The organism is Vibrio sagamiensis NBRC 104589, assembly GCF_007990935.1.
Lineage (GTDB): Bacteria > Pseudomonadota > Gammaproteobacteria > Enterobacterales > Vibrionaceae > Vibrio > Vibrio sagamiensis.
Genome location: NZ_BJXJ01000004.1, coordinates 118,074 through 141,946, shown reverse-complemented (window position 1 = coordinate 141,946; position 23,873 = coordinate 118,074). Strand labels below are relative to the sequence as shown.

Sequence of the window (23,873 nt, the reverse complement as noted above, 5' to 3'; positions counted from 1 at the left end):
CATAAAAAGGAGACTTTTTTTAAAGCCTCCTTTTATACTTTCGTTCAACTGATACTTTTCAATTTATGAGCGGTTTTAGATGTTTGTTACGTCAATAAACATTGATTCATCAATATTGGTCGAAGAGATAACAGCTTCAGTAAATTCATATTCTTCTCGATTGCCGTCGCGATCAAGCGGTAAGTTCTCAAAGTCAAATAACTCTCTATCAGCTAATTGGCTTGGGCTAACATTCTGGATAGATTTAAAAATCGCCTCTACGCGACCTGGTGTTTTTCTGTCCCAGTCTATTAACATTGCTTTGATTGATTGACGTTGTAGATTTTCTTGAGAACCACATAGATTACAAGGAATGATCGGGAACGATTTGTGTTCTGCATATTTAATCAGGTCTTTTTCACGACAATAAGTCAGAGGACGAATAACGACATTACGGCCATCGTCTGAACGCAATTTAGGCGGCATTGCCTTAAGTCGTGAGCCATGAAACATGTTAAGGAACATAGTTTCAACGATGTCATCCATATGATGACCAAGAGCTAACTTTGTAGCGCCAATTTTTTCTGCAAACGAATACAGTGTTCCGCGACGCAAACGCGAGCATAAGCCACAGGTTGTTTTACCTTCAGGGATCTTTTCTTTAACCACTGAATAAGTATCTTTATCAACGATATAATAAGGGATATCTAAAGTCTCAAAATAATCAGGTAAAATATGCTCAGGAAACCCTGGTTGCTTTTGGTCGAGATTAACAGCAACAACCTCAAACTTAATCGGCGCTGCTTTTTGCAGATTCAGTAGGATATCGAGCATCGCAAATGAGTCTTTACCACCACTAATACACGCCATTACTACATCACCTTCTTCGATCATATTGTAATCGGCAATGGCATTTCCAACATGTCTTCTGAGACGTTTTTGAAGTTTGTTGAATTCTAGGGTTTCTTTTCTTGTATCTGTTTGATTCATTCGGGCTCTCACATTGTCGAATGTACGACAGTAGGACTTCCTAAAAGGGTTTACTTTGGGCCGAGGATTATACGGACTTTTTAAGCAGGATTAAATGATTGTCTTCGTCTTAAAAGAAATAAATAACGTTTCATGGATAATTAAAACGATTTATCGGCCATATTATGATATTTCTACGATTTTTTAGCGTTGGGAAGATATGGCAAAATACGTGTCGTCGACTGAGGTAAAGTAATAAACCCTCCCTCTCCTATTTCATTTAGTGAAACTTGAACCTTACCATTTGTAATTGCTTTCATTGTTCCGTTAGAAAATGTCACATGCCCATTAAGTTCTTTAGAAAACTCTAGTGTTAATCCTTCAACTTTTGGAGTGAACCAACTAGCAAATACCCCACCCAGCTCTTCTAGAAGAGATTGCATCTGGGGAAGTAAAAGGCTGATTTGCTCGTAATTTACGTTACCCTGTAACTGGTATTTGGCCATAACAACTAACGAATAATCGCAGCGCTCACTTTCTGGTGTTTGAACAAAAACCAAAGGATTGGCAGATTTAAGGTTTTTATCGAGTGGAATCATCAATTCCTTCGATGACGAAATGACAAACTCTTCGTAATGTACATCTTTTTCCATCCAAGCTTTTTCTATTTTGCACAACTGCTTGGTTTGACTATTAACAAAAAAAATACCGACTTTCACATCATCGTGTCCGTCTGTTGCGTTATTTTTTAGTTGAGAATAGAGTTTAGAGTACGTAAACATGTAGTCTTGTGCCCATGTCATCGATGACGCAAGCAAAAGGCAAGTACTGGCAAATGTTAGAATCAGCTTTTTCATTAATATCCTTATCTATTTAAAATCTATTTACTTTTTCCAATATGCTTGATTGTGGCGGATCATAGAACGAAGGTCATTTACGTATTCCTGACCGCGTTCAGAATAAGCATGAAGCCCTTGCACTAAGGCAAGTGCTGTTTCAGTTGAAAGTAAGTTTTTGTCTTGTCTATCGAGTTGAAAACGAATTTCACGCAAAGGAGCATAAGCTTTATTTCGATTTACATTCATAAAATAGCGATTTACAGACTGTTCAACCGAGTTAAATTTTTCCACTTCATGTGTTTTGCCTAGCCCTCGCTTTTTTGGGATGATGCCGCAACCTTTTGTGTAGCACCATTGCCCAAATAAGTTGTTAGCCTCTACCGCAAAACGAGATGTTCCCCATGCCGATTCATTGGCAGCCTGGGTTAAAACGAGAGCTTCGGGCAAAACGTTGACACGTTTTAGCATTTCATGCAGCCATTCTGATGTGACTTCCTCTTTCTCTAATGGAAAAAGGTAAGAGTCTGCTAATACTTGGGCAGTTTCGTTTTGAGCAAATGAAACTTGATTAACATCAATATTTTTTAAAAAAAGTCGCTCTTTAAGAATACGTTGGTTTTCCTGTTCGACTTTAGATCTTAGGAAGTCAAAAAACATTGCTTTTTTAGTTGCTGCGTTTTGAATCGAACGAAAATCAGGTAAGTCATTACTTTTACTCAGTGGGGGGGATTCCACAGGAAAATCAAATAAAGGAGTATGCCCTTTTAAGTAAAATAAGTAAGGTCCTATCGAGATGAAGATGAGAACAGCGGTAAGAACCGCTATCCTAAGAAATATCGATTTAAATGTATTAACTATGACAGAATTATGCATCAAAAACCTGAGGTTTGTCGTCTTTATCTATGTCATTATCATCTTTACCACCATTATGGTTATTTTCGGCTGCGATAATTTTGACCTGGATCCCAAACATTTCTCGATAAAGGATACCCTTTAAATGATAAAAGAAAGGTAAAACGAAAATTAACCCTATTCCTGAAAATATTGCTGCAATAATAAACATCAAGAAAACAACAAGATAAATACCTGTAAACACAAATATCTTTTTATTTACTGCTAAAAATGATAGCCACAAAGCACGCATCGGTGGGATACGCTTATCGCATATTAAGAGAATAAACTGGCTAAGCGTGATCGAAAGATATAATGACAATAAAGGGAATACCATACTAGCGATAGACTGCATCACTATGCTAAATATAGTCGCAATGATCACAGGAGTTGTAAATTGCAAACCTTTACCTAAATGCTGCGTTTTTGTGTTAAATCCTACAGCGTGACTCATTGCCATAAGGCTAATACCTGCAGAAATTGGAGCACCAATTACTTCATAACTAAAACTTGCGATATAGAAAGCCTGGACAAAATTGCCATTAAGGAGGTCTATACTCTTTGTAGAGTCGAAAAGTGCTGACAAGTCTCCGACCTGAAGTTTTAGAGCAATGAAGAATATACCGATCTGAACCGCGAGTAAAATAACCACCGCTGGAGTAAAAGACCAAAACTGTTTTGTTGTCAGCTGAAAAGCTTCATTAAGAACCTTCCCGATTTTTAATTCATAATTACCTGAAAGCGCTCGTTCAACACTTCCTCCAATGTTAACATCTTTCTCAAAATTGTTATTCATAATTAATCCAGGGTTAGCTTGCTCAGTGATGCGAATCATTTTGTGAAATCATAAGGGCGTCATTATAAATCAAATCTTTGTTATGTCTAAAAACGTTAATTGATATACGACTTGCAATATCCATTCTGTGGTTAATAATTAATCATTGCTGATTCTATGTAATTGAAAAATTTATAATATCCAACTAAATTCTAATCGTACTTCTGGAACTGTAAATACGTTAGAAAAAAGCACGGGAAGAAAACTTTAGTTGATGCTGCAAAAATTTTTCTGTTTCAAGATAAGAAAATGCTTTGAATTCACCATTTTGGTGATTATGATTCGCGCCTCAAACTGACTGACAATTGTCATTTCATTTGGTGCAAACCCAATAAAATCTGGGAGAAATACAGACGTTGAACGCTAAACAGCAAGCAGGAAAGCCAGTAGTTCGTTTATCTGGTGTGAATAAGAGTTTCGATGGCAAAGAGATCATCGGTAATTTAAATCTCGATGTGAATCATGGTGAGTTTCTAACCATTCTTGGTCCATCAGGGTGTGGTAAGACGACCGTGTTACGTATGATCGCTGGCTTTGAAACCACAGACCTTGGCCAAATCATAATTGGTGATCACGATGTAACTCAGGTTCCTGCTGAGCAGAGGCATGTAAATACTGTATTTCAGAGTTATGCATTATTTCCGCATATGACTGTTTTTGATAATGTGGCTTTTGGTTTACGTATGCAAAAGATACCTACATCAGAAATTGAGCCGAGAGTCATGGAAGCTCTTCGTATGGTTCGGCTTGAGAAAATGGCTCAACGTAAGCCCCATCAACTGTCAGGCGGTCAACAGCAACGTATTGCTATTGCACGAGCTGTAGTCAATAAGCCCAAAGTATTATTACTTGATGAATCTCTTTCGGCTCTCGATTATAAATTGCGTAAACAAATGCAAATTGAGCTTAAACAGTTACAACGCCAGTTAGGGATTACATTTATCTTTGTCACACATGACCAAGAAGAAGCGCTATCAATGTCCGACCGTATCATTGTTATGCGTGATGGTGTTATTGAGCAAGATGGCTCTCCTCGGGAAATTTATGAAGAACCAAAGAACCTATTCGTCGCTCGATTTATTGGTGAAATTAATGTATTTAACGCCAGAATGATTGAAAGGATTGATGAAAACCGTATTCAAGCAGAAATTGAAGGCGTTGAGTCTGTCGTCTACTATAACAAACCAGCGCAAGTTGGAGATAAATTACAAGTACTACTTCGCCCGGAAGATTTACGAATTGAAGAAATTAAAGAATCTGAAGAAAAAGGCATTGTCGGACACGTTACTGAACGAACCTACAAAGGTATGACGCTAGACTCTGTGATTGAATTAGATTCAGGCATGCGAGTTATGGTTAGTGAGTTTTTCAACGAAGATGATCCTGATGTCGACCATTCGCTCGGCCAAAAAGTTGCTATTACTTGGGTTGAGAGCTGGGAGGTGGTATTAAATGATATGCAAGAAGCTTAATCTTCAAAATGCGATCATCGCTCTAATTGTAGGCTGGTTAACGTTATTTGTTCTCGTTCCCAACGTAATGATTATAGCTACGAGCTTTTTAACTCGTGATGAAGCAAACCTGATTGATTTAACTTTTACTTCAAGCAATTACCTTCGCCTTCTAGACCCATTATATGCAAAAGTGTTGATGCACTCTTTCTATATGGCGATCATCGCGACAGTATGTTGTTTGATCATTGGTTATCCATTTGCCTACTTTGTCGCCAAGATGCCAGAAAAATGGCGTCCATTTATGCTATTTTTGGTGATTGTACCTTTTTGGACAAACTCCTTAATCCGTACTTATGGTTTGAAAATAGTTTTAGGAACTCAAGGCGTGTTGAACAAATTTCTAATGGCTATAGAGATTATTGATAAGCCGTTACGTTTGATGTACACGGAAACAGCAGTGATGATTGGCCTTGTCTATATTCTACTCCCCTTTATGATTTTGCCACTTTATTCGGCAATCGAGAAATTAGATCATACTTACATAGAAGCGGCAAAAGATTTAGGTGCAAGCAAACTCCAAACGATACTTAAAGTCATTCTGCCACTCACTATGCCAGGTATTATTGGAGGTTGCTTATTGGTTTTGCTTCCAGCACTAGGTATGTTCTACATATCAGATCTTCTCGGTGGTGCTAAGAACTTACTGATAGGCAATGTCATTAAAAGCCAAGTGCTCAATGCACGTGACTGGCCTTTTGGTGCTGCTACCAGTATTGCCTTAACCTTTGCGATGGCAGTCATGTTATACGCTTACTATCGTGCTGGAAAACTATTGAATAAGAAAGTGGAGCTGGACTAATGGGACGTACGTTTAGATTTAGCTTTATGGCACTAGTGTATGCTTTTCTATACCTACCTATTGTTGTTTTAATTGTTAATTCCTTTAATTCCAACAAATTTGGCATGAAATGGGGAGGCTTTACCACCAAGTGGTATGAGACTCTTGTACATAATGATAGTCTAATGCAAGCAGCCTGGCACTCGCTGAATGTTGCTGTTTTCTCGGCAACGGCTGCAACTATCATCGGTAGCCTAACCGCCGTTGCTTTGTTCCGTTATAATTTTAAAGGTAAAAGTGCGGTCAATGGCATGTTATTTGTTGTGATGATGTCCCCTGATATCGTTATGGCCATCTCATTACTAGCACTATTTTTAGTGTTAGGTGCTCAGCTTGGTTTCTTTACTCTATTGATTGCGCATATTACTTTCTGCCTCCCATTCGTCGTTATTACTGTATACAGCCGACTCAATGGATTTGATGTGAAGATGTTAGAGGCAGCAAAGGACTTGGGCGCTAGTGAATGGGTGATATTAAAGCAAATCATCCTTCCATTAGCAAAACCTGCCGTAGCTGCTGGATGGTTACTCAGCTTTACCTTGTCATTAGATGACGTGATTATAAGTTCTTTTGTTACTGGACCAACATATGAGATCCTGCCATTGAAAATTTATTCAATGGTAAAAGTAGGAATTTCTCCGGAAGTAAATGCTCTAGCAACGGTGATGTTAGTTGTGTCTTTAATCCTTGTCATCTTTTCACAGTTACTCGCTAGAGAAAAAGTTAAGTAGTGGATTTTTTATTTTAATAAATTAGAATCAGATACTTATGACCTTCGGCCAATTTATATTGGCCCATAATTAGTTCGGAGCTTCGTCAAATGAAAAATTGGGCTACTTTAATTGCTAGCGGTACACTTGCACTTTCATGGTTTTCTGGAACAGCTACAGCAAATGATAATGAATTGATATTCATGAACTGGGGGCCCTATGTTAACAGTAATATCCTAGAACAATTTACAAAAGAAACTGGTATCAAAGTTATCTATTCAACTTATGAATCTAATGAAACTCTATATGCAAAAGTCAAAACGCATAATAAAGGTTACGACTTAGTGGTTCCGTCCTCATACTTTGTTGCCAAAATGCGTGATGAAGGTATGCTACAAAAGATCGATAAATCCAAGTTGAAAAACTTTGTTAACTTGGATAAGAATTACCTTAATAAATCCTATGACCCAAACAATGACTACTCTATTCCACACGTTGTAGCTATTACTGGTTTAGCTGTTAATACTGAAATGTATGACCCTAATAGCTTTCAAAGTTGGGCAGATTTATGGAAGCCCGAACTTGAAGGACAAGTTATGCTGATGGACGACACTCGTGAAGTGTTCCATATTGCATTGCGTAAACTCGGTTATTCTGGTAATTCAACCAACCCTAAAGAAATTGATGAAGCATACAAAGAACTACAAAAACTCATGCCTAATGTTTTAGTCTTCAACTCAGACAATCCGGGTGCCCCTTACATGTCTGGCGAAGTTGGTGTAGGTATGCTTTGGAATGGTAGTGCCGCTGCTGCACAGAACCAAGAGATTAACTTAAAGCTTATCTTTCCTAAGGAAGGTGGTATTGGTTGGGTCGATAACTTTGTAATTACTTCTGGCGCAAAAAATGTTGATGCTGCACATAAGATGATTGACTTTTTACTTCGCCCAGATATCGCAATGCAAATATCCCATGATTCTGGATACTTAACAGCTGTAAAATTATCGAATAAAAAGTTTGAAGGTATAGCTCCACTGTTTCCATCACAGGAAGATTTAGACCGAGTAGAATGGCAAGACTCCGTTGGTGATATGACTGAGAAATATGAAGAATACTTTCTAAGGTTAAAGGCCGGCCAATAACTTGGCTTAACATAATCGTCATCACTAGATACAAAATAGATTTTATTATACTGCCTATTTTTTGATTGGCTGATATAATTTTACTGTTATTGTTACCTGCCTATACAATGGCTTAATCAAAAAGCCAAACTAGGTTGAAGGGACAATGCTAACTGCAATTTGGAACATGTCTTTATTGGCAACTAATATTGACGTGTATTTGTCAAAAAAACGGAAAGAAAATGAAAAGTAAATTCTACGCAAGCGTACTTTGTGCAGCGACGTTTATAGCGCCCCCTGCAATGGCTGCCGATCAAGAACTGTATTTCTACAATTGGTCTGAATACATTCCGAACGAAGTTCTTGAGGATTTTACGAAGGAAACTGGGATCAAAGTCATCTACTCGACATATGAATCGAATGAAAGTATGTACGCAAAGTTGAAAACACAGGGAACAGGTTATGATTTGGTAGTACCGTCTACCTACTTTGTATCTAAAATGCGTAAGGAAGGTATGCTACAAAAAATTGACAGAGCGAAGCTTCCCCATTTTGCAGAATTAGATCCGAATTATTTGAATAAGCCTTTTGATCCAAACAATAATTACTCTATCCCTTATATCTGGGGGGCAACTGGTATTGGTATTAATTCAGACATGCTAGATAAGTCTTCCGTTTCAAAATGGGATGATTTTTGGGATAGTAAATGGGAAGGTCAGCTGATGCTAATGGATGACTCACGTGAAGTGTTCCATATGGCCTTAACAAAACTAGGCTACTCACCAAATACTACTAATCCAGATGAAATTAAAGCCGCTTATGAAGAGCTAAAGAAGCTGATGCCTAACGTATTAGTATTTAACTCTGACTTTCCTGCGAATCCATATTTAGCGGGAGAAGTCTCCCTTGGTATGCTTTGGAACGGCTCAGCTTATATGGCTCGCCAAGAAGGCGCTAATATTGATATCGTTTGGCCAGAAAAAGGGGCCATTTTTTGGATGGATAGCCTAGCCATTCCAGCTGGCGCTAAAAATACTGAAGCTGCGCACAAAATGATCGATTTTTTATTACGACCAGAAAATGCTGCTAAAATTGCACTTGAAATCGGATATCCAACTCCTGTTAAAAGTGCACTAAAACTATTGCCAAAAGAGTTTGCTAACGACGAGCGCATTTTCCCTCCTCAAAAGGTCATGGACACTGGTACATGGCAAGACGAAGTTGGTGAGGCAAGTGTTCTCTATGATGAGTATTTCCAAAAGCTGAAAGTTAATAACTAATCATCCATAAATAGTTGATTAATGTTTTTATGGCGCTGAGTCGTTAAATTCTAAAAGGCATTGAACTTCAATGCCTTTTCATCGGTGCTTTTATGGTTAAGCTTGCCCTAGCAACTCTTTAACCAGTTTGGGGACTTCGATACTTGCTTTGCCGTAGCGTTTTTCCTCAAACTCACTTTCAACGGCACTAGGTTCCAAATTGATTTCTATGGTATGAGCACCATGCATTTTGGCATCATGAACAAACCCCGCCGCTGGGTAAACAAGCCCTGATGTACCGATAGAGACAAAGAGGTCTGCATCTTCAAGCAAGCTATAGATTTCTCCCATCTGTAAAGGCATCTCACCAAACCAAACAATGTGAGGTCTAAGTTGTGAAGGAATTTGACAGCAATGACAGCGTTGTTCCGATTCTAAATCCTTTTTACACTCAAAAACTTGACCTGATTCGCAGCAACGCGCTTTGAGCAATTCACCATGCATATGGATAATATTGTGACTACCCCCTCGCTCGTGCAAGTCGTCTATATTCTGAGTGATGATAGTCACCTTTCCATCTAATTTTGATTCTAATTGGCCAAGGTATAAATGCGCTGGATTTGGTTCAATTGAATCATCGAGAAGTTTAGCACGCCGCTGATCATAAAAACGTTGAACCATCCTAGGGTTACGTTCGAATCCTTCAGGAGTAGCAATATCTTCGATATGATGATTTTCCCACAATCCGTCCTGTGCTCGAAATGTCTGAATGCCTGATTCTGCTGATATACCGGCCCCTGTCAGTATTACAATATTCCTATATGGGAAGTTCATGAGTCATCCTTACTTTTTCTCAAATCTTAACATTGAAAAAGTGATAGAAGTAGTAATATTCATTTGCCATGTTAGAAAATTACACCGAACTCATATTTGCAATTTGCATGTTGATTTTCATGCTTACTCTCTAGTGCATAAATGCATGATATGGCAAGTTTCCTGCAAAGCTCTTCATATAATGAATGAAAAAACAAATAACTCACACTTTGAAAGCTTATTAGCTTTTTTGCATTTAAATTTGATGCTCAAATTAAGAATAGCTAATCTTGCTGGGAGATAATTCATGAAGCACTTACCAATTTGGTTTAAATATTTAGTTAGTGTCCTGACATTAACCGTCAGCCTAAGTTTCATTGTTGGTGAAGTTGTTCGGAATTTCGAAACTCAATACTTGTCTGATCGAATGGATGCACAAATTAAAGCAAATTTTCAGGCACTCAGTGTTGCTCTTTCATCAGATGTAGTTTCTCACCGTTCACAAACGTTAAATGAAAAGCTGGCTTTAATGGCCAAACATTATCCTGATTTATGTTATGTTTCGATTCTTGACAATTTAGGTGAACAAGTAGGTAGATGGGGAAACAAACCTCATGATGCCAACCCAATGGCTCTAAATTTTTCTAACTCCATTGATTCCGGTGCTTTACCTATAGGTAGCATGCAAATTTCGATGAGTAAAAAACGAATGATGGCGGATATAAATATGCATGTTGAACAAATGCGTTTTTTTACCGCCCTGACCTTACTCTCACTCAGTTTTTTGATTTACTTAATTTCTCAATGGATGATTTTTTCTCCTCTTTCACGAATCAACCAAAAGCTGATTAGTGTTTATTACCGTAAAGGAGACAAGAGTACAATCAACGTCGATGAAGTAAAACGATTAGAGTATGGCGTTGAACAATTAGAAATACATCTTTATGAACTTAAAAAACGCGAGCAGCAATTAGAAAAGGCTAAACGAGAAGCAGAGGCTGCAAATGTTGCAAAATCTCAATTTATCGCAACTATGAGCCATGAAATTCGTACTCCAATGAATGCCATTATTGGTGCTATTGACCTGATTAAAGAAGAGCATCTTCCGCCACACTGTCAAGAAATAAATAAGATGGCTGATGAAGCTGCTCATTTATTACTGAAACAACTTAATGATATTTTAGACTTTTCTAAAATTGATGTTGGAAAACTAGTAATTGATAAAAGAGATTTTGATGTAGCAGAGCTAGGAAATAAGACTTTTTCTATGCTTAAAAAATGTTGCAAAAAAGAATTAATATTGACTTTTAATAACCAATTGGGCCAATTGTCAGTGGCTCATACGGACGAAGGTAAGTTATCTCAAATTCTTACAAACTTACTCGATAACGCAATTAAATTTACCCACACAGGTCAAGTTTCGTTAACTTTAAGTCATCACTTCCCAAATGGCCTATGTATCCAAGTTACTGATACTGGTATCGGCCTAGAGTCTTCTGACAAAGAGTTCATTTTTGAACCATTTAAACAAAAAGATGCAACTTTTACTCGACATTATTCGGGTGTCGGGATGGGTCTAACGATTTCTAAACGATTGATTGAACTTCTTGGAGGAAAGATAACAATCGATAGTGAATTAAATAAAGGTAGTGAGTTCACTGTTATTATACCTTGTCAAATGAAAGAGAGGGTTATGCAAGCAGGAAGTGAGCTTTCCTCAAGCAGAGACATGGGTACAAGTCACACACATATTTTACTTGTAGAAGATAACGCCGCCAATCAACTCGTTGCTCGCACCATACTTGAAAATGCTGGCTTCCAAGTAACTACAGCTGATAATGGTATTGAAGCTATCGCTGCTATCAAAAATAACCTCTTTGATCTCATACTCATGGATCTACAAATGCCCGAAATGGACGGTTTTTCTGCTTGTGAGGCGATTCGAGAACTCAATGAGCATGGTAGAAGTCTACCAATCTTAGCGATGACTGCAAATGTTAGTTTCGAAGATAGGAAAAAATGCCATGATGTTGGTATGGATGACTTCCTTGCTAAACCAGCGAATAAGCAAACAATGTTAGATACAATAAAAAATTGGTTGGGCAAAAAACACATCCATATGAATCATAAATTTTAGAAATGCAGAAATTTATTCTAGGAAATAATTAATGAATTTTTCCTTACAAGGTTGCAAAAACTGACTAAATTGACAATAGTTTATTTACTATAAAATTATTTAAAGCGGCGACGTATCGCTTTCAAACATTTAATTCACGAGTTACAACTTTTACTTAAAAATTAAAACGCAAACGTCATTAGTTAGGAGTGTATCTATGCTAGGTTCTCCAGGTTCAAGTCATGTTCTAAATAAACTTTCAATTCGTACTAAATTCATCTTAATCAATATCATACTATACACTGGAATCTTTTTTTATGGTGTATTTGAACAAATCAGCTTAGATAATTTACATGAACTTGAGGTGGCCTCTGTTGAGAATACTGCTGCTGAAGTTGATCTTCTTAATCTACGTCGATATGAAAAAGACTTTATCTCACGTCATAATTTAAAGTATAAAGCTCGTTTTGATGAAACATTTGAAATTCTCTCAAACAGACTAACTGCACTTGATGAACGTTTACATGAACATGGGCTTCAATTCGACAGACAGATTGATATCATCAACTCGACTTTGCACCAATACAGAATTATATTCTCCGACGTGGTTGATAAAATACAATTACTTGATTCGCCAACATCATCTCATTCTTTAATTCATCGCCTGTCAAATTCTCGCCAACAACTCAAAGAAGAAGTATTACAACTCAATGATTTACAAGCAAAGGTTGATTTTTCATCATTGACAGAGTATGACCTTATCTACCAAGCACTCCCAACACCACAAAATAAAGATGCGGTGTTAAAAGAATTGTCTAAGTTCATAAAAGTCTACGCTCAGCAATTACAGCCTTCTATTGAACAATATCAAGATGATCTTATTCATATTTTTGAAGCTTATCAATCGCTTGGAGTATCCTCAGAGGAAGGCTTGAGAGGTAAGCTGCGGCAAACTGTACATCAAACAGAGCGAGAGATTCTTTCACTCCAGACTGAAATAGAAACGGCTATATTGACCGCTTCAGACCGTGTAAAAAATCAACTTCATCTATTTGGTGCCTTGATTGCACTGACTATATCGTTACTTTTAGCGATTATAGCCCGTAATATAATATTCCGAATAAAAGCGATTAATACCATGATGCGAGAGATTGCAAATGGTAATGGTGACCTCACTTTACGAATGAATACTAAGGGTAATGATGAGCTGGCACAGCTTGGCCATTCTTTTGATTTATTCATTGATAAAATTCATGGCCTAATAAAAGAAGCAGCCTTAGTAAAAGAGGTTCTATTACAAAGTTCCACAGAAAGTGAACATGCTGCCGGGAATAGTATTAGAAACTCTGAGCAACAGAGAATAGAGTCTGAATCAGTAATAACAGCAATTAACGAGCTTGTTCAAACAAGCAACGAAATAACACGCAATATCGAATATGCTGCTTCTAATGCATCTCAGATAAAAGAAGCATCTAATTCAGCATTGAAGATAACACAACAAGCGAGTCATAGTATGCAGTCCCTCGCTGCCAAAATTATTGATTCACAAGTGCTAATTCAACAACTTGAGGAACAAAGTCGAGAGATAAATAGCGTTATCTCAACCATTCAAACGATAGCAGAACAAACTAATTTACTTGCTCTTAACGCTGCTATTGAAGCTGCACGAGCTGGTGAATATGGTCGTGGTTTTGCTGTAGTTGCGGATGAGGTACGAGATCTATCAATGAAAACGGATAAATCAACCAGACAGATTGAAGCAACCATCAACAATCTCAATGAGCAGGTTCATCACACGGTCAGCTTGATGTCGGAAAGCCAATTGCACGCCAAGTCTACGCAAAAAGAAACCAAACAAGTCGTGAGTGCGATAGATAACATTAATCAGCAAATCGAAGATTTATTTGATCTTAATGCACAAATTGCTACAGCTTCAGAACAGCAATCTGCCGTTTCCAGCGACATTGACCGAAATATTACCCAAATATCTTCACTTGCTAATGATACTCATCGAGAAATACAAAGTTCAGTTTCTTGTACTAAACAAGTAAGTCAAGTCAGCCTAAAATTAGATGCTATTGTGGCTCAATTCAGTTACTGACTATTCATTGCATTTTTTAGTCCATTAAAAAAGGGATGCATCATGCTTCCCCTTTTATTCGACTTGAAAAGAATTTTATTTAAAACTTATGTCTTGATTAAGAATCTCTTGATTTCAAAAATTCGTCATAAGTTCCTTTAAAGTCAGTGATTTTGCCATCACGAATTTCGATAATTCGAGTCGCCAAAGAGTCAACAAAAACTCGGTCATGAGAAACAAAGAATAAGGTGCCTTTGTATTGTTCAAGTGCCGTATTCAATGACTCAATCGACTCCATATCCATGTGGTTAGTCGGTTCATCCATTAACAACATGTTAGGTTTGTGCATCATCAGCTTACCAAGCAGCATTCTGCCCTGCTCTCCACCAGACAATACTTTGACCGATTTCTTAATATCATCTTGACCAAACAACATGCGTCCTAAAAATCCACGGACAGCTTGCTCATCATCGCCTTCTTGTCTCCATTGCCCCATCCATTCTGTAAGATTAAGGTCTTGTGAAAAGTCATGTGCATGATCTTGAGCATAGTAGCCGATATTAGCATTTTCAGACCACTTAAACTCACCGTTACGAGGCTCTAGTGCTCCGGCCAACGTATTTAAGAATGTTGTTTTACCCACACCGTTTTCACCGATGATAGCAACACGTTCACCTACTTCAAAAATAGCACTAAAATCGCTGAATAAATCGTGCTCAAAACCTTGAGTCAGGTTGTCAACCACCAAAGCATTACGGAAAAGCTCTTTTGATTGCTCAAAGCGAATAAATGGGCTTTGACGGCTTGAAGCTTTAACTTCATCCAGTTTAATTTTATCGATTTGCTTTGCGCGTGAAGTTGCTTGCTTTGCTTTAGATGCATTAGCAGAGAAACGAGCAACGAATGTTTGTAACTCAGCAATTTGCGCTTTCTTCTTCGCATTGTCATTGAGTAAACGCTCACGGGCTTGAGAGGCTGCAGTCATATACTCATCATAGTTACCTGGATAAACACGTAACTCACCATAATCTAAGTCAGCCATATGAGTACATACTGAGTTTAAGAAGTGGCGATCGTGTGAAATAATGATCATAGTGCAGTTACGTGCATTGAGTGTTTCTTCCAACCAATGAATAGTATCCATGTCCAAGTTGTTGGTTGGTTCATCAAGTAACATGATATCTGGGTCAGCAAAAAGTACCTGAGCAAGAAGGACACGGAGTTTCCAACCCGGTGCTACTTCACTCATCAAACCAAAGTGTTGCTCCAAAGGGATGCCTACAGCAAGTAATAATTCACCCGCTTTCGCTTCTGCCATGTAGCCATCCATTTCTGCGAATTGAACTTCAAGATCGGCAACCTTCATTCCATCTTCTTCGCTCATTTCAGCAAGAGAATAAATACGATCGCGTTCTTGCTTCACTTGCCAAAGCTCTTTGTGGCCCATAATCACCGTATCAATAACCGTATATTCTTCATAAGCGAATTGATTCTGGTTAAGTTTGGCAACACGTTCATTTGGATCGTAGCTCACATTACCACTACTTGGATCAAGCTCACCGCTGAGTATTTTCATAAAGGTGGATTTACCACAACCGTTCGCTCCAATTAAGCCGTAGCGGTTGCCCTCTCCAAATTTAACTGAGATGTTTTCAAATAACGGCTTGGCGCCAAATTGTTGAGTAATATTCGCTGTGGAAATCAAAACCTTTACCTTAGCAATGTTGAGTTTATTGAGAAAATTCGCGTCACGTTACTTCTTAAGGCGTCACACTTCAAGCTTTGTTTTTGCGAATTTTTACTTGGTTGAGCCTATTCGTACAAAATTGAAGCCTCTCTTCGAGAGTTTATTTCTATTTTACACTGCTGTTATCTCAAACTTTAACTCTATCACATTAAATGTTAATCAAGCTCAAATTATCCAATTTAGCTTTGTGCTAGGGTTAAAATTTGATGACTACTGTTAAATGATGTGAATGGTCCCCAATCACCTCTTTGATTAAAATAAACTCCAACGAGAATGATGATTATACCAAATAAAACAAGCTGGGTTATATTAGCTGGCGGACAGGCCAGTAGAATGGGAGGAAGAGATAAAGGATTAATCGAATTCCTTGATAAGCCTTTAATCGAACACGTAGTAAAATGCTTATCTAATCAGACTTCTAATTTATTTATTAATGCTAACCGAAACCTAGAGTCATACCAAAAATTTGCTGTTGTGTTCAGTGATAAAACAGATGGCTTTCTGGGACCTGTCAGTGGTTTCCAGTCAGGGTTGAACTATGCGACAACCGATTGGGTTGGCTTTGTACCCTGTGATTGCCCTTTTATTTCACCTTACCTTGTTACTCGATTTTGTCAGGCCGCTAACGAAAACGTCGATATCGTTGTGGCGCACGATGGCCAATACCCACAACCGGTATTTACGCTTATGCACAAGCGTATCCTTCCCCAGATCAATGCCTTCTTGCTACGCGGGGAAAGAAAAATCACTCGCCTTTATACGGAGTGTAATACCCATTATGTTGACTTTAGCGATTCACCACGAAACTTTATCAATTTAAATACACCAGAAGAGCTCGCGATATTGGATAACTCTTATGAACTCAAAATACATTAAAATACCAATCTTGGGGTTTGCCGCCTATTCTGGCACCGGAAAAACCACCTTGCTTGAGGCACTCTTACCCAAATTAACACAGTCAGGGTTACGTATTGGGATGTTAAAACATGCTCACCATGACTTTGATGTTGATCAACCAGGAAAAGATAGCTATCGCTTGAGAAAAGCGGGGGCCTCTCAAATGTTAATTGCTTCCCGTTATCGTCATGTGTTAATGACGGAAACCCCCAATGCTGAGACAAGCTTTTATCATCTATTAGAGTCTTTCGATCAAAGCTCTCTCGATGCGATTTTGGTTGAAGGCTGTAAGAATATTGCATTTCCCAAAATAGAACTTCATCGCGAACAAGTAGGGAAACCATGGTTGCATCCTTTCGATGACAACATCATCGCCATTGCTTCCGATAGCAACCGACTTGATACCCCCCTCCCTCACATGAATATCAATGATATTGACGCAATTGCGCGATTTGTTATGCAGTTTATTGAAACATTCAACCAACAACACAGCACTTGTAAAGCGTGACAATTCTCTCTCTTCAAGGCAAAATCTAACATTATACCAAAGTGACCTCAAGACGTTCGCCCTTTTTGAGTGTCTTGATATCACTCGGGTTCCGTATTTTGAAGTCAGGTCCATCTGGCTTTCATAGGTTTATCAAACTTTATCCAGAGAGACTGCTATGGCTCGTACCATTCTTTACACGTATAAAAATGAAGACAAAGAACTGACGTTTTCTTATCAGCAACATCGTAATATTCATGAAGCGGTAGCTGAAGCAGAAGGGATTGATATTTCTGCCTATTTAAAGATGGAGCAACAAATTGAAGCGGTATCGGATACAAAAGCAGTGAGAAATTACCGTGATAACCACTTCAGAAAGCTCGGTTTTACTAAGATCACTCTCGCTCAAAAAGAAAACTTAGGTGTTGGAAAAAAAGACAAATAAAGACAGTAAAAACTTTCCAGTTCGTAGTACAGGACTAACCCAAGCCAATCTAAACGACTTGGGTTTTATTCTTGTGGAATCTATATCCAAGTAACCTCAAAATGCTTTGTTCAGCGTGATGATCTTGGGAACCTGTCACTTAGGTATATTTATGTTGTATTGGGTACTTAAGATTTTTTAACAAACTGAGCGGTAACTAACATCTCGCCCGCACCGTCGACACGACAATCCAATTGATGATCTTTCCCTTCCTTTATGCGTTTTATGAGAGCTTTAGTGCCAATCTTCAGCACAATAGAACTGCCTTTTACTTTTAAATCTTTGGCTAGTGTGACTTTATCGCCTTTATTCAGCAAGGTTCCATTAGCATCTTTTACTTGTATGCTTTCTTCAATTTCAGAAGGGTCCCACTCATAAGCACATTCAGGACAAACTAATACATTTTGGTCTTGATAAACAAATTCTGATTGACAGTTAGGGCAAGGAGGAAAAGACATAGATTAATAGCTATACAATGGAAATTTCACACATAATAGTCTTTTTTACGAAGGTGATCGAGTGCTCTTACTTAGATATATCTCTTGGATAAATATTAGCCAAAAAGCAAATACAAAACTTCACGGTAACCTATTGAAATTAAGTTCAATTAATCCAGATAAAGGTAAATTTCTACTACAGAGATTAGGACGTAGAAAGGTATCGATGGGTTTATGCTTTAGCTAATTAACTTACGCAGTATCCAGAGTATTAGGTTTTTGCTAATACGCTGGATACCCGGATATGAAGTGAATATGAAATTACGATGGTTTAATATTCAAGAAAGCGGCGCCACGAACACCACCAGAATCACCATGCTTTGCTTTGATGATCGTTGGACATTTTGCGACAGATAGGAGATGTTTGGGAATACGCTTAGGCATCTCATCATAAATCAGATCAAAGTTTGATAAACCACCACCCAGAACGACAACATGTGGGTCCATGGCAGTAAAAACATTAGCCAAACAAATCGCTAACAATTCCATGAAGCGATCGACATGTTCGGCAGCATTTGCTTCACCTGCTTTATAGGCGGTGATGATATCGACTGCTTTTTTCTCTTCACTATAATAATGCGTGTATAAGTCTTCAAAGCCTCGGCCAGACAAATAACTGTCTAAACAGCCTTTTTTTCCACACCCACATGGTAAGAGTGGCGCGTCTTCCCCTAAATGGAACCAAGCGTCAAGAGGGAGTCGTGTGTGCCCTTCTTCGCCAGCCACATGATTTCGACCTGAAAATACCTTGCCATCAACGATAATTCCACCACCGAAGCCGGTCCCAAGTATCAACCCTAAAACAGAAGGCTCATGCTGTAATTCTTCATCCCACGCTTCTGATAAGGCAAAACAATTAGCGTCGTTTTCAATTTTGACCTCACGCCCTACTTTTGCTTCAAGATCAGCTCGAAGAGGCTTACCCTTTGCAGCAGGTACGTTAACCGTCAGAACCGTCTCTGAGTCAGCATCTTCCATTCCCGGCAGACCAAGTCCAATACTGCCCTCACAACCAAACTCTGTATCGTACTTATCGACTAGATCGGAGATGGTATTAACCAACAATTTATAGTCATTCGTCGGTGTCGGAACTCGTTCAGTGGCTACACGTTCCAAATCATCGTTAAATGCACCAAATTCTATTTTCGTGCCACCAACATCGAAGCCGTAATACATGCAATTATCTCCTATACTGCGCTTTTGACTCTAACCAAGCATCCTCGAGTCGAATTGATGATATTATCTATACCTCATCATCGATATACCGTGACCCGTTTCTGATTTATCTCTTTACTGTTATGAAGAAGCTTCGCAGTTTGAGCACTTATGTTTATTACTTAGAGTGACTTCTCGGTTTTTAGCCATTGTTCAAATTGCTTTAAACAAGGACGAGAAGGATCGGTTTTCACCCTTGTTTTAGTTAACATATACGTTTCACGGAAAGTTTCAAACCACAGTTGTAAGCATTGCGATGCCTTTTCTTCTCCCGCTTGCTCCAACACCAGCGAAGCAACTTCTGCTGTTGAAAGATGCTGCTCATTATCGGAACGCCGCATTATATATTCAGAGACAAATTCTGGGTCGATAGAGAGTACGGGTAAGGACTGCAAAAAGTCAGAGCGTCGAAAGATTTTACGCGCCTCTCGCCAACTGCCATCAATGAAAATAAACAGCCATTTTTTTCTACCCATTACTTCATGCTTTGTGTGCTCAATTGTTAAACTAGATAACAAACGTTCTGGGTCATCAACATAATCAGCCGGAAAAATAATTACGGGCTGATAACGCGGATTATTAATTAGGTCTAACATTTCGTTATCAGGGTTGGTTCTATTCCACTGATACACATAGGATTCACTGATTACATCTGCAATTAAGCGCCCTGTATTACTAGGCTTAAACACTTCGTTTTCCGATACCAGAAGCAAACATGCAACATCCGTCGTTAGATCAGGCTGTAACGCACATAAGCAGTATTGCAGTGATACTTGGCAATACGGGCATCTCACGACTTTACAACCACGAGCCTTAAAAGACTTAGTTGAGATGGATTGACGGTGTTGGTATAAACGGTGAAAAGCGTGGATTCTCATTAGAAATCGGTCAACAATAGCAAAATAGAGCGAGATTCTACTTGTATACCCAAATAAGCTCAAGGTCGCTTGACTGTAAGAGTACTTCATGGAGATAACCACTTAAAAGCTTTAAGACTATCTCAAAGTGAACCGTTCTAAGTTGCTAAAGGTATTACTTAAGAGAAAAAGGAAAGGAAAAAGACATTGTTAGATTATATGGTCGATAACGCTTCTGAGGTACGGTTTATTTGTTTTATTGCCGCATTCATGCTGTGTGCAATATGGGAACAGAAAATCCCAAGAAGAACACTGACATTAACTCGCAGGTTTCGTTGGTTTCATAATCTCTCCTTACTAACCATCAATAGTGCGTTAATTGCGCTCTTAGTACCATTAGCCACTATACAAGCTGCGACGATTGCTGATGATAACCAATGGGGTGCGTTGCATTATTTGTCCGTTCCCTGGTGGGCTAACCTAATGGTAAGCTTGCTGTTACTTGATCTGCTTATTTATGCTCAGCACCGTTTGTTTCACATGGTGCCTTACTTATGGAAGCTTCATCGCGTTCATCACAGTGACCTTGATGTCGACGTTACCACCGCCATTCGTTTTCACCCAATTGAAATGATTCTTTCCTTATTTTTAAAAATCATGGCCATTTTTATTTTGGGTGTTTCCCCGATTGCGATCATTATTTTTGAGATACTGCTTAATGTAAGTGCGATGTTTAATCACAGTAACGGCCGCTTAGTTCGCTTAGTCGATAAAAAACTTCGCTGGTTTATTGTCACCCCTGACATGCATCGTATTCACCATTCAATCAACCTAAACGAAAGCCACTCAAACTTTGGCTTTTTTCTGTCTATTTGGGATCATAGTTTTAAAACCCATCAAGCTAAGTCAGAACATGAAAAAATGATCATCGGAATAAAAGAAATTCGATCTCCTGAAGAACAAACTCTGTTCAAGTTGCTAATGCAACCTTTCCGCTTTAAATGATATATCTTACCTCAGTACTTTACATGGTATTGAGGGGGGTGAAGTCCATTTTTAGGGCAACGAAATGTGACAACGTCACGAAAGCTGACTAATTTGCAACACATTCGCTCATAAAGTTATCTAAACATTAACTTAAGATCATTATTACTTTGAAAAGCACCGAATTAATAGCTATAACATTAGTTGATTTTGATACACAATTACCAACCTAACAAATTTGGAGTGCTCAAAGTGGACAAGGTACGTGTGGCTTTCCTTCCTCTGTTTCTATCAATCACGTTAAGCGCTTGTAGCTCAAATAACAGCTTGCACTCAGATATTGATATACAAAATGTAAACTCTACTAATGAAAAACAGGTTATTCAGCATAGTGGTCTTTTAAAGTTCTACAAAGAATGGCAAGGTACCCCTTACTTATTCGGAGGCACGAAAAAATCTGGAATTGATTGTTCAGCTCTTGTACAAAAAGCATTTTTAGAGGCTTATCGAATTTTATTACCCAGAACCACTCGACAGCAAGTCAAACGAGGAAGAAAAGTCAGCTGGAATGATATACAAAAAGGTGACTTAGTATTTTTTAAGACTCGAAGGAACACATACCACGTTGGGGTTTATCTAGGTGATAAGCAGTTTATGCATGCATCAACATCAAAAGGAGTAATTATTTCAAGAATGGACAACCCTTACTGGGCCTCCAAGTTTTGGCAAGTACGAAGAGTGACTTTATAGCTTGTTTAGACACTGTTCTTCTTTAGCTTTACACGGTATTTAGTCAAATATCGTATTTTTATTGGGTTTTGATAGCGTTGTCTCGAGAAAGATTCCACTTTTAAAAGTTATTACAAGGTAGCTAATCATACGTTGCAATTGCTGTATCAAAAAGATTTTTTACCAAAGCAATGTACTCATCTAAAAACACAATCTGTTCGTTAGTTGCCTTCATAATCCAAACACCAGCCAGAACTTCACTTAAATCTTCTACCACTGCATCAGCTTCTTTTAGAAGTTTAAAACGCACACTGGAGTACAAATCTGGATTTTGTTCAAAAATAGACATAATATTGGAGGCGACCATATCGGTTACGACATCTTCAATACTTTCCATTCCAGTATCCCCTATTTCTGAAGTAAATAGATCTAGGTGAAGCGACAAATACTCAATAAGAGCAAGATAACCATCAGTTTCCAATACCACGATAATTCTCCATAATAAAATATTCTTCTAGAAAAAAGAGGGCGGCCTTCATATTAAGCGATTGAGGGAGAAATTCACTAACTTCTTGCATTGTGAAGAAAAAAATACTCACATTTTCAATGTGAAGCTCCTATGAGTTTTATATATTTTGATATTAGTCGGCTCCAGCTTGCTAAGGTTACTTAGTATATGCTTTCTTTGAATACATAAATTTTTGGTCCATTTATATTATACGGACAATTATCACTATTTATTAAATATAGTAAGCTAACCTTACATATACTTCGAAAATTAACTGCTTCGATAATTACAGATTTGTTTCGGCCAGATTCTTTCGCACGATGTGAGGCTATATCACGCACTTTAGCGATTGCAGATAATATACCTAATAAAATATTTCCGATTTCACGAAATTTGATTGAGGGAAGAATATGTTGACTTTCTTACTAGTGGCAAATGATCACAAGACCCATGTCAACTAGGATACAGATGCTGGTTCAAAAATCGATACACAAATCAACTTAGTCCAGGCTTAATCAAAATATCCATTTTCACCCCAAAAAAAAACAGATAAGTTCGTTTTATTACACACCATTAGTCGCAACCATGCTCTAGACTAATAGTGGTCAATAGATTCTTCGAGGATGTATGTATGTGGCAAGCCATATCACAACAACTTTCTGCGACATTAATGTTTGAATATTGCATAACTGAAAAATCCAAAATGTCCGGTGGTGACATTAGCCAAAGCTACATGATCAATGACGGCTTTCAAAGATATTTTGTTAAAATCAACGACCGAAGATTGTTGACAAAATTTGAGACAGAGGCCGAAAGTTTACACCTCTTGAGAGAAAGCTCTACTTTATTTGTGCCAGAAGTGGTTTTAACGAGCAATACTAAAACTCATGCTTTTATTGTCCTTAACTACCTACCAACAAAGCCCTTAGAAGGCAACAATAATAGTTTTAAGTTTGGCCAGCAACTTGCCAGATTACATTTATGGGGAGAACAAAAAGAGTTTGGCTTTGACAGTGATAATTACCTTGGAGCAACGCTTCAACCTAATCAGTGGCATAAAAAATGGAACGTTTTTTTCGCAGAACATCGGATTGGCTGGCAGTTGCAGTTACTCAAAGAGAAAGGGATTATTTGGGTTGATATTAACAACTTTGTTTCTTTAATCAAACAATCTTTAGCAAGTCACTTCCCTAGCCCGTCTTTGTTACATGGTAATCTGTTGAATGAAAATACAGCCCTTAGCCCTGCTGGTCCATTATGCTTTGATCCCGCTTGTTATTGGGGGGATCGTGAATGTGACATCGCCATGACTGAACTTTTTGGTGGATTTCAATCAGATTTCTATACAGGCTACCAGTCTGTCGCCCCTCTAGCTGAAGGATATAAACAACGCAGAGATCTCTACAACCTCTATCACATTCTCAACCACTGTAATTTATTTGGTGGACATTATTTTGAACAAGCTGAGTCGTTGATAAAGAAAATACTTTCCCAATAGTAAAAT

The 23,873-nt window shown here is 38.2% G+C and carries 22 protein-coding genes and 1 pseudogene; 13 read left to right on the top strand and 10 right to left on the bottom strand.

Going from position 1 to position 23,873, the window contains the following annotated elements; genetic code table 11:
• Positions 1-75: 75 nt before the first annotated feature.
• The 4 genes from ttcA to VSA01S_RS03410 all read right to left on the bottom strand — a co-directional run bounded on the left by ttcA (position 76) and on the right by VSA01S_RS03410 (position 3,474).
• The gene (gene ttcA / locus VSA01S_RS03425) at positions 76-969 is read right to left on the bottom strand and encodes a tRNA 2-thiocytidine(32) synthetase TtcA (RefSeq protein ID WP_039981191.1); all 894 of its coding nucleotides are present in this window, start codon (positions 967-969) and stop codon (positions 76-78) included.
• Between the two features lie 173 nt (positions 970-1,142).
• On the bottom strand, positions 1,143-1,805 hold the full coding sequence (locus VSA01S_RS03420) for a DUF2987 domain-containing protein (protein WP_039981189.1): 663 nt from the start codon (positions 1,803-1,805) through the stop codon (positions 1,143-1,145).
• Positions 1,806-1,832: 27 nt separating this feature from the next.
• Positions 1,833-2,660, bottom strand: coding sequence for a glucosaminidase domain-containing protein (locus VSA01S_RS03415; RefSeq protein ID WP_050567341.1), 828 nt, complete (start codon positions 2,658-2,660; stop codon positions 1,833-1,835).
• Positions 2,653-3,474 carry a membrane protein gene (locus VSA01S_RS03410; protein WP_039981231.1) on the bottom strand — a complete coding sequence of 274 codons (822 nt, stop codon included), beginning with the start codon at positions 3,472-3,474 and terminating at the stop codon, positions 2,653-2,655. Before VSA01S_RS03410 ends, VSA01S_RS03415 begins: the two co-directional genes overlap by 8 nt.
• Before the next feature lie 377 nt (positions 3,475-3,851).
• Here VSA01S_RS03410 and potA point away from each other — a divergent pair, with 377 nt between their 5' ends.
• The 5 genes from potA to VSA01S_RS03385 all read left to right on the top strand — a co-directional run bounded on the left by potA (position 3,852) and on the right by VSA01S_RS03385 (position 8,976).
• Positions 3,852-4,985 carry a spermidine/putrescine ABC transporter ATP-binding protein PotA gene (gene potA / locus VSA01S_RS03405; RefSeq protein WP_039981187.1) on the top strand — a complete coding sequence of 378 codons (1,134 nt, stop codon included), beginning with the start codon at positions 3,852-3,854 and terminating at the stop codon, positions 4,983-4,985.
• On the top strand, positions 4,966-5,826 hold the full coding sequence (potB, locus tag VSA01S_RS03400; RefSeq protein ID WP_039981185.1) for a spermidine/putrescine ABC transporter permease PotB: 861 nt from the start codon (positions 4,966-4,968) through the stop codon (positions 5,824-5,826). The genes potA and potB overlap by 20 nt, the downstream gene beginning before the upstream one ends.
• Complete coding sequence (gene potC, locus VSA01S_RS03395) at positions 5,826-6,596, top strand: spermidine/putrescine ABC transporter permease PotC (RefSeq protein ID WP_039981184.1); 771 nt, start codon at positions 5,826-5,828, stop codon at positions 6,594-6,596. Before potB ends, potC begins: the two co-directional genes overlap by 1 nt.
• 89 nt (positions 6,597-6,685) lie before the next feature.
• On the top strand, positions 6,686-7,717 hold the full coding sequence (locus tag VSA01S_RS03390) for an extracellular solute-binding protein (protein ID WP_039981182.1): 1,032 nt from the start codon (positions 6,686-6,688) through the stop codon (positions 7,715-7,717).
• A gap of 221 nt (positions 7,718-7,938) precedes the next feature.
• On the top strand, positions 7,939-8,976 hold the full coding sequence (locus VSA01S_RS03385; protein WP_039981179.1) for an extracellular solute-binding protein: 1,038 nt from the start codon (positions 7,939-7,941) through the stop codon (positions 8,974-8,976).
• Between the two features lie 96 nt (positions 8,977-9,072).
• Here VSA01S_RS03385 and cobB read toward each other — a convergent pair whose 3' ends face one another.
• On the bottom strand, positions 9,073-9,789 hold the full coding sequence (gene cobB / locus VSA01S_RS03380; protein ID WP_039981175.1) for a Sir2 family NAD+-dependent deacetylase: 717 nt from the start codon (positions 9,787-9,789) through the stop codon (positions 9,073-9,075).
• Positions 9,790-10,075: 286 nt separating this feature from the next.
• Between cobB and VSA01S_RS03375 the strand changes: the two genes are divergently transcribed.
• Positions 10,076-11,905, top strand: coding sequence for a response regulator (locus VSA01S_RS03375; protein ID WP_039981173.1), 1,830 nt, complete (start codon positions 10,076-10,078; stop codon positions 11,903-11,905).
• 196 nt (positions 11,906-12,101) lie between these two features.
• A complete protein-coding gene (locus VSA01S_RS03370; protein ID WP_039981172.1) occupies positions 12,102-13,985 on the top strand; it encodes a methyl-accepting chemotaxis protein in 1,884 nt (627 codons plus the stop codon).
• 97 nt (positions 13,986-14,082) lie between these two features.
• Here VSA01S_RS03370 and VSA01S_RS03365 read toward each other — a convergent pair whose 3' ends face one another.
• Entirely contained in the window at positions 14,083-15,669 is a 1,587-nt protein-coding gene (locus VSA01S_RS03365) for an ABC-F family ATPase (RefSeq protein WP_039981170.1), read from the bottom strand.
• Positions 15,670-15,987: 318 nt separating this feature from the next.
• Between VSA01S_RS03365 and mobA the strand changes: the two genes are divergently transcribed.
• The 3 genes and pseudogenes from mobA to VSA01S_RS03350 all read left to right on the top strand — a co-directional run bounded on the left by mobA (position 15,988) and on the right by VSA01S_RS03350 (position 17,540).
• On the top strand, positions 15,988-16,587 hold the full coding sequence (gene mobA / locus VSA01S_RS03360; RefSeq protein WP_050567340.1) for a molybdenum cofactor guanylyltransferase MobA: 600 nt from the start codon (positions 15,988-15,990) through the stop codon (positions 16,585-16,587).
• Positions 16,568-17,080: pseudogene (gene mobB / locus VSA01S_RS03355) on the top strand (molybdopterin-guanine dinucleotide biosynthesis protein B); the annotation flags it as partial. The gene mobA and the pseudogene mobB, both read left to right, overlap by 20 nt.
• A gap of 193 nt (positions 17,081-17,273) precedes the next feature.
• Positions 17,274-17,540 (top strand): DUF2960 domain-containing protein, encoded by a 267-nt coding sequence (locus tag VSA01S_RS03350; protein WP_021708417.1) that lies wholly within the window; start codon positions 17,274-17,276, stop codon positions 17,538-17,540.
• 167 nt (positions 17,541-17,707) lie between these two features.
• On the opposite strand, the gene VSA01S_RS03345 is transcribed toward VSA01S_RS03350, so the two are convergent.
• From VSA01S_RS03345 to VSA01S_RS03335, 3 genes are all read right to left on the bottom strand, one after another.
• Entirely contained in the window at positions 17,708-18,037 is a 330-nt protein-coding gene (locus tag VSA01S_RS03345; RefSeq protein WP_039981164.1) for a zinc ribbon domain-containing protein YjdM, read from the bottom strand.
• 300 nt (positions 18,038-18,337) lie between these two features.
• A complete protein-coding gene (gene nagK / locus VSA01S_RS03340; protein ID WP_039981163.1) occupies positions 18,338-19,252 on the bottom strand; it encodes an N-acetylglucosamine kinase in 915 nt (304 codons plus the stop codon).
• A gap of 161 nt (positions 19,253-19,413) precedes the next feature.
• Positions 19,414-20,169 carry a tRNA-uridine aminocarboxypropyltransferase gene (locus VSA01S_RS03335; protein WP_039981227.1) on the bottom strand — a complete coding sequence of 252 codons (756 nt, stop codon included), beginning with the start codon at positions 20,167-20,169 and terminating at the stop codon, positions 19,414-19,416.
• Positions 20,170-20,355: 186 nt separating this feature from the next.
• Here VSA01S_RS03335 and VSA01S_RS03330 point away from each other — a divergent pair, with 186 nt between their 5' ends.
• Positions 20,356-21,153: a sterol desaturase family protein gene (locus VSA01S_RS03330; RefSeq protein WP_307698733.1), complete on the top strand. Its 798-nt coding sequence runs from the start codon at positions 20,356-20,358 to the stop codon at positions 21,151-21,153.
• A gap of 231 nt (positions 21,154-21,384) precedes the next feature.
• Positions 21,385-21,882 carry a C40 family peptidase gene (locus VSA01S_RS03325; protein WP_039981160.1) on the top strand — a complete coding sequence of 166 codons (498 nt, stop codon included), beginning with the start codon at positions 21,385-21,387 and terminating at the stop codon, positions 21,880-21,882.
• A gap of 121 nt (positions 21,883-22,003) precedes the next feature.
• Here VSA01S_RS03325 and VSA01S_RS03320 read toward each other — a convergent pair whose 3' ends face one another.
• On the bottom strand, positions 22,004-22,348 hold the full coding sequence (locus tag VSA01S_RS03320) for a DUF3802 family protein (protein WP_039981159.1): 345 nt from the start codon (positions 22,346-22,348) through the stop codon (positions 22,004-22,006).
• Positions 22,349-23,000: 652 nt separating this feature from the next.
• Between VSA01S_RS03320 and VSA01S_RS03315 the strand changes: the two genes are divergently transcribed.
• The gene (locus tag VSA01S_RS03315) at positions 23,001-23,867 is read left to right on the top strand and encodes a fructosamine kinase family protein (RefSeq protein WP_039981157.1); all 867 of its coding nucleotides are present in this window, start codon (positions 23,001-23,003) and stop codon (positions 23,865-23,867) included.
• Positions 23,868-23,873: the final 6 nt, after the last annotated feature.